We start from the raw sequence: 6,914 nt of genomic DNA, 5'->3' as shown, positions 1-6,914 counted from the left end.
GTCGAGCCACGCCGTCTCCTCCGACTGGTCCGGGCGGTGCCAGCCGCACTGCACGTGGACCGCGGCCTCGACCGGCACGCCGACGGCCTCGACGGCACCGGCCACGTCGGCGGCGTAGTCGGCCGGGAGGTAGGGGCGCGCGGCGTACTGCGCGGTGCGGACCATCTCGCGAGTGCCCTGGTCGAGGGCGACCGGGAGCAGCCGCTCGAGCAGTCGTGGCGCCCGGCGGTAGAGGGGCGCGAGACGAGAGGCCTCACGCGGGGTGGTGAACGGGTCCCACTGGTGGATGTGGGTGTCGATGATGCCGGACACGATCCCGGACAAGGCCTGCGTCACACGTCGCTCCTGTCGTCGGTGTCACCGTAGACGACGGGCCGATGCCCGGTATGGCCCGGCCGACTCCGGGCACCGGTAGGTCAAAGGAGGGTTGACATGTCGAAGATTTCATTCCTGGCCGGTGTCGGCGTCGGGTACGTGCTCGGAGCGCGCGCCGGTCGAGAGCGCTACGAACAGATCAAGTCGGGCGCCCAGGGCGCCTGGAACAACCCCAAGGTGCAGGAGACCGTCTCGCACGCGCAGGACCTGGCGGCGCAGAAGGCTCCTGTGGTGCAGCACAAGCTCGCCGAGACCGCGTCCACCGCGGTGCACAAGGTGAGCGAGAAGGTCGGCTCGAACGACGGGACCAAGGAGGCCGGTCAGGACACGCCGGCCGGCTTCGCGGAGAACCCGGCGAAGTAGACGGCGGTTTCCCTGGTACCGAAGGCGACTTCGGGTACTACCTCCTGCGCGGACGCCGGGCGATCGACCCTGCCCGCTGGAAGGTGGCTGGACTGTGGTGGAGACGTGGCCCGGGTCGGCGTACCCGCTGGGTGCGACATTCGACGGGAGCGGCACGAACTTCGCCCTCTTCAGCGAGGTCGCCGAACGGGTGGAGCTGTGCCTGGTCGACGTGGACGAGGCGGGGAGCCGCACCGAGACCCGGGTCGACCTGACCGAGGTCGACGCCTACGTGTGGCACGCCTACCTGCCGGAGGTCCAGCCCGGGCAGTGCTACGGCTACCGCGTGCACGGTCCCTGGGACCCGTCCCGGGGGCTGCGCTGCAACCCGAACAAGCTCCTGCTCGACCCGTACGCCAAGGCGACCCGCGGTGAGGTCGACTGGGACCAGTCGCTGTTCGGCTACGACTTCGACGACCCGACCAGCCGCAACGACGAGGACTCGCTCGAGCGCACGATGCTCGGCGTCGTCATCAACCCGTTCTTCGACTGGGACGGCGACCGCACGCCGCGCACGCCGTACGCCGAGACCGTGATCTACGAGGCCCACGTGAAGGGGATGACCGCGACCCACCCCGACGTGCCCGACAACCTGCGCGGGACCTACGCCGGCCTCGCCCAGGAGCCGGTGATCGATCACCTGCGCAAGCTCGGCGTCACCGCCATCGAGCTGATGCCGGTGCACCAGTTCGTGCACGACGACGTGCTGCTGCAGCGGGGGCTGCGCAACTACTGGGGCTACAACACCATCGGCTTCTTCGCGCCCCACGACGGGTACGCCGGCCCGGGCGGTGTCGCGGGCCAGCAGGTGCAGGAGTTCAAGGCGATGGTGAAGGCCTTCCACCAGGCCGGCATCGAGGTCATCCTCGACGTCGTCTACAACCACACCGCCGAGGGCAACCACCTCGGCCCGACGCTGAGCTTCAAGGGCATCGACAACCCGGCGTACTACCGGCTCGTCGACGACGACCAGCAGTACTATATGGACTACACCGGCACCGGGAACTCGCTCAACGCCGGCCACCCGCACTCGCTCCAGCTGATCATGGACTCGCTGCGCTACTGGGTCACCGAGATGCACGTCGACGGGTTCCGCTTCGACCTGGCCTCGGCCCTCGCCCGGGAGTTCTACGACGTCGACCGGTTGTCGACGTTCTTCGAGCTGGTGCAGCAGGACCCGGTCGTCAGCCAGGTCAAGCTGATCGCCGAGCCGTGGGACGTGGGTCCGGGGGGCTACCAGGTCGGCAACTTCCCGCCCCAGTGGACCGAGTGGAACGGCGCCTACCGCGACACGGTGCGCGACTTCTGGCGCGGCGAGCCCAACCTCGGTGAGTTCGCGAGCCGGCTGGCCGGCTCGTCCGACCTCTACGAGCACTCCGGCCGTCGTCCGGTCGCGAGCATCAACTTCGTGACCGCCCATGACGGCTTCACCCTGCGCGACCTGGTCTCCTACGAGCAGAAGCACAACGAGGCCAACGGCGAGGACGGCCGCGACGGGGCCGACGACAACCGGTCGTGGAACCACGGGGTCGAGGGCCCGACCGACAAGGACGACGTCAACAGCGTCCGGGCGCGCGACCAGCGCAACCTGCTGGCCACCCTGATGCTGAGCCAGGGCGTGCCGATGGTGCTGCACGGCGACGAGCTCGGCCGCACCCAGGAGGGCAACAACAACACCTACGCCCAGGACTCACCGCTGAGCTGGATCGACTGGGAGCGGGTCGACGCACCCCTCACCGAGTTCGTCGCCGAGCTCGCCCGGCTGCGGCACGAGCACCCGTCCCTGCGCCGGCAGCGGTTCTTCACCGGCCGGACCGTCCGCACGGACGGGGGCGGGCGCCTCAACGACATCGTCTGGCTGCACCCTGAGGGCCGGCCGATGGAGGCCGAGGACTGGGAGGGCGGTCAGCGCGCGCTCGGCATGTACCTGAACGGTCACGGCATCGAGGGTCGCGACCGGAGGGGACAACCGGTCACGGACGACCACTTCCTGCTGCTGTTCAACGGCGGCGACGCCGTGTCCGTGACCCTTCCCGACGAGGAGTACGCCGCGCGCTGGCAGGTCGTCCTCGACACGACGGGCGAGTGCGAGACCGAGTCGGCGCTCGCCGCCGGCAGCACCTTCGCCCTGCCGTACCGAAGCGTCGTCGTCCTGCGGCAGTGGCACGAGCAGCCGACCGAGGTCGACGTCAGCCCGGCCGCCTCCGTCGCCTCGATGGCGGCCGAGGGATGAGCAGGCACCGCAGGCCGGTCGGGATCCCCAGCAGCACCTACCGGCTGCAGGTCACCGAGGACTTCGACCTGGACGCCGCGCGCGAGCTGTTGCCGTACCTCGACGACCTCGGCGTGGGGTGGCTCTACCTCTCGCCGCTGCTCGAGGCGCACCCCGGCAGCAACCACGGTTACGACGTCGTCGACCCGACGCGCGTCGATCCCGCGCGTGGCGGAGCCGAGGCGCTGGCCCGGTTGTCGGCCGAGGCGCACGGGCGGGGGATCGGCATCGTGGTCGACATCGTGCCGAACCACCTCGGGATCGAGACCCCGGCGACGAACGGCGGGTGGTGGGACCTGCTCACCCACGGCCGGGACTCGAGGTTCGCGCACTTCTTCGACGTCGACTGGGCAGCGGGCGGTGGCAAGGTGCTGATCGCCGTGGTGGGCGACGACGACCTCGGTGGGCCCGACGGCTCGATCGGCAACCTGCACCTCGTGGACGGCATGCTCGGCTACCACGACCACCGGTTCCCGCTGGCCCCGGGCACCGAGGACGCCGGGAGCCCGGACGCGGTCCACGACCGGCAGCACTACCGGCTGGTCAGCTGGCGCGCGGCCGACCAGCACCTCAACTACCGCCGGTTCTTCGCCGTCAACACCCTCGCCGGCGTCCGGGTCGAGGACCGGGACGTCTTCGAGACCACGCACGCCGAGATCGGTCGCTGGTTCCGCGAGGGACTGGTCGACGGGCTGCGGGTCGACCACCCGGACGGCCTCCGCCACCCCGCGGCGTACCTCGACGAGCTGGCGCACCTCACGGACGGCGCCTGGGTCGTCGTCGAGAAGATCCTCGAGCCGGGGGAGGAGCTCCCCGAGCGCTGGCAGACCGCCGGCACCACCGGATACGACGCCCTCGCTCTCGTCGACCGGGTGCTGGTCGACCCTGCGGGCGAGCAGCCGCTCGGCGAGCTCGACGAGCGCCTGCGCGGCGGACAGCCGCCCTGGGCGGAGATGGTCCGCGACAACAAGCGCGAGGTCGCGCAGACCATCCTCAACAGCGAGGTGCGCCGGATCGCCCGCGAGGTCGCTCGTGAGCTNCGCTCGTGAGCTCGAGGTCGAGCCGACCTCGGACTGGAGGGCGGGCGTGGAGGCGGCCCTCGTCGAGCTCCTCGCCGCGTTCCCGGTCTACCGCAGCTACCTCCCCGACGGCCGCGACGACCTGGACACCGCGGCGGCCGCCGTGCGGCGGGAGCGCCCCGATCTCGGCGGCTCGCTCGACCTGCTGCTGCCGCTGCTGACCGACCCGCTCCGAGCGCCCGCGCTGCGCTTCCAGCAGACCAGCGGCATGGTGATGGCGAAGGGGGTGGAGGACCGTGCCTTCTACCGCTGGAGCCGGCTGACGCTGCTCAACGAGGTGGGCGCCGACCCCGACCTGTTCGCGGTCCACCCGGACGAGTTCCACACGGCGATGGCGCAGCGTCAGGACAGCACGCCGGCCACGATGAACACGCTCAGCACCCACGACACCAAGCGGGGGGAGGACGTGCGCGCGCGGCTCGCCGTGCTCGCCGAGGATCCGGGCTGGTGGGCCGACACCCTCGACCGGCTGCTCGCTGCCGCGCCCGCCCCGGACCCCGGCTTCGCCAACCTCCTGTGGCAGGCGGCGCTCGGCGCCTGGCCGATCTCGAGGGAGCGGCTGCACGGCTACGCGGAGAAGGCGATGCGCGAGGCCGGCGACCGGACGACGTGGACCGGTCCCGACCGGGTGCACGAGCGGGCGGTGCACGCGGTCGTCGACGCGGCGTACGACGACGAGGAGGTGCGGTCGATCCTCGACGGCGCCGCCGAGCGGGTGGCCGGTCCGGGCTGGAGCAACGCGCTCGCCGCCAAGCTGCTGAGCCTGACCGTGCCGGGAGTGCCGGACGTCTACCAGGGCAGTGAGCTGTGGGAGCAGAGCCTGGTCGATCCCGACAACCGGCGGCCGGTCGACTTCACGCACCGCAGGGCGCTGCTCGCGGAGGAGGCGAAGCCCGCGCAGCCGCGGCACGCCGACGACGACGGGCGGGCCAAGCTGCACGTCGTGCGCACGGCGCTCCGGCTGCGGCGGGACCGGCCCGACCTCTTCGTCCGCTACCACCCGCTGGCCGCGTCGGGGAGCGGCGCCGACCACGTGCTGGCCTTCGACCGCGGCGGCGCCGTCACCGTCGTTACCCGGCTGCCCCGCGGGCTCGAGGCAGCCGGCGGGTGGGGCGACACCCGGCTGGAGCTGCCGCCGGGGAGCTGGCGCGACCTGATGACGGACCGGCCGGCGGCCGCCGAGGTGAGCGGTCTCCTCGACACGCTCCCCGTGGCCCTCCTCGTCGAGGACCACCGATGACCTTCGACGTGTGGGCGCCGCGGGCGTCACGGGTACGGCTCAGCCTCGGTGACGAGGTGGTGCCGATGACGGCGTCGGCCGGTGGCTGGTGGGTGCCGGCCGCCGACCTCGGTGAGCTCCCGGAGGGGACCGCCTACGGCTTCCTGCTCGACGACGACCCGACACCGCTTCCGGACCCGCGCTCGCGCCGGCAGCCCCACGGGGTGCACGAGCGGTCGGCGACGTTCTATCCCGGCGACTTCACCTGGACCGACCAGTCCTGGACCGGGAGGCAGCTGGCCGGCGCGACCATCTACGAGCTCCACGTCGGGACGTTCACCCCTGAGGGGACGCTCGACGCGGTGGCCGGCCGGCTCGACCACCTCGCCTCCCTCGGCGTCGGCTTCGTCGAGCTGCTGCCGGTCAACGCGTTCAACGGCACCTGCAACTGGGGTTACGACGGCGTGCTCTGGTCGGCGGTGCACGAGCCGTACGGCGGCCCGCGCGCCTACCAGCGGCTCGTCGACGCCTGCCACCGCGCCGGGATCGGCGTCATCCAGGACGTCGTCTACAACCACCTCGGCCCGTCGGGCAACTACCTGCCCCGGTTCGCGCCGTACCTCAAGGACGGCCGCAACACCTGGGGCGACCTGGTCAACCTCGACGAGGAGGGCTCGGCCGAGGTCCGGCGACTGATCCTGGACAACGCGCTGATGTGGCTGCGCGACTTCCACGTCGACGGCCTGCGCCTCGACGCGGTCCACGCGCTGGTGGACGGCTCGGAGGTGCACCTGCTGGAGGAGATGGCCGTCGAGGTCGACGCGCTGTCGACCCACCTCAACCGGCCGCTCACGCTGATCGCCGAGTCGGACCTCAACGACACCCGGATGGTGACGCCGCGCGAGGGCGGCGGCTACGGCCTCGACGCGCAGTGGAGCGACGACTTCCACCACGCCGTGCACAGCGCCCTGACCGGCGAGACCGACGGCTACTACGCCGACTTCGCCCCGCTCGACGCGCTGGCGAAGGTGTGGGACAAGGGCTTCTTCCACGACGGCACCTACTCCAGCTTCCGCGATCGGCCGCACGGCCGGCCGGTCGACACCGAGCGGATGCCCGCCTGGCGACTCGTGGTGTGCGTGCAGAACCACGACCAGATCGGCAACCGGGCCCGTGGCGACCGGACCGCGGAGCACCTCGACACCAGCCGGCTGCTCTGCGCAGCCCTGCTCAACCTGGCGTCGCCGTTCACCCCGATGCTCTTCCAGGGTGAGGAGTGGGCGGCGAGCACGCCGTTCGCGTTCTTCACCTCGCACCCGGAACCCGAGCTCGCGGTGGCGACGGCCGAGGGCCGGCTCGCCGAGTTCGAGCGGATGGGCTGGAACCCCGAGGAGGTGCTGGACCCCCAGGACCCGGCCACCTTCGAGGCCAGCGTGCTGCGGTGGGACGAGGCCGCGGACGGCCGTCACGCCGAGGTGCTCGCCGGCTACCGGCGGCTGGCCGCATTGCGGCGGGAGCACCCCGAGCTCACCGAGCCGCGGTTCGGTCACGCGACGGTCGACGAGAC

General features: G+C 71.8%; 5 protein-coding genes. 4 read left to right on the top strand and 1 reads right to left on the bottom strand.

Features of this window, described 5'->3' with window-relative positions:
- A partial coding sequence (locus tag H0488_RS20850) for a hypothetical protein (protein ID WP_220794846.1) occupies positions 1 to 336 on the bottom strand: 336 nt, incomplete at its 3' end.
- Positions 337 to 432: 96 nt separating this feature from the next.
- On the opposite strand from H0488_RS20850, the gene H0488_RS20845 reads away from it, so the two are divergent.
- From H0488_RS20845 to treZ, 4 genes are all read left to right on the top strand, one after another.
- Complete coding sequence (locus tag H0488_RS20845) at positions 433 to 738, top strand: YtxH domain-containing protein (RefSeq protein WP_183101140.1); 306 nt, start codon at positions 433 to 435, stop codon at positions 736 to 738.
- Positions 739 to 835: 97 nt separating this feature from the next.
- Entirely contained in the window at positions 836 to 3,010 is a 2,175-nt protein-coding gene (gene glgX / locus H0488_RS20840) for a glycogen debranching protein GlgX (protein WP_183101141.1), read from the top strand.
- Positions 3,007 to 4,098 carry an alpha-amylase family glycosyl hydrolase gene (locus tag H0488_RS23760; protein WP_220794845.1) on the top strand — a complete coding sequence of 364 codons (1,092 nt, stop codon included), beginning with the start codon at positions 3,007 to 3,009 and terminating at the stop codon, positions 4,096 to 4,098. The genes glgX and H0488_RS23760 overlap by 4 nt, the downstream gene beginning before the upstream one ends.
- Positions 4,099 to 5,364: 1,266 nt before the next feature.
- On the top strand, positions 5,365 to 6,914 hold a 1,550-nt coding region (treZ, locus tag H0488_RS20830), incomplete at its 3' end, for a malto-oligosyltrehalose trehalohydrolase (protein ID WP_183101139.1).

Origin of the sequence: Nocardioides pelophilus (assembly GCF_014180685.1) — a bacterium.
Classification (GTDB): Bacteria; Actinomycetota; Actinomycetes; order Propionibacteriales; family Nocardioidaceae; genus Nocardioides; species Nocardioides pelophilus.
The sequence above is the reverse complement of the archived record's forward strand: the minus strand, read 5'-3'. Positions and strand labels throughout refer to the sequence as shown.

Bases quoted from the DNA above. Each gene is read 5' to 3' on its own strand.
- H0488_RS20845 (WP_183101140.1), top strand. From the start codon at position 433: ATGTCGAAGATTTCATTCCTGGCCGGTGTCGGCGTCGGGTACGTGCTC.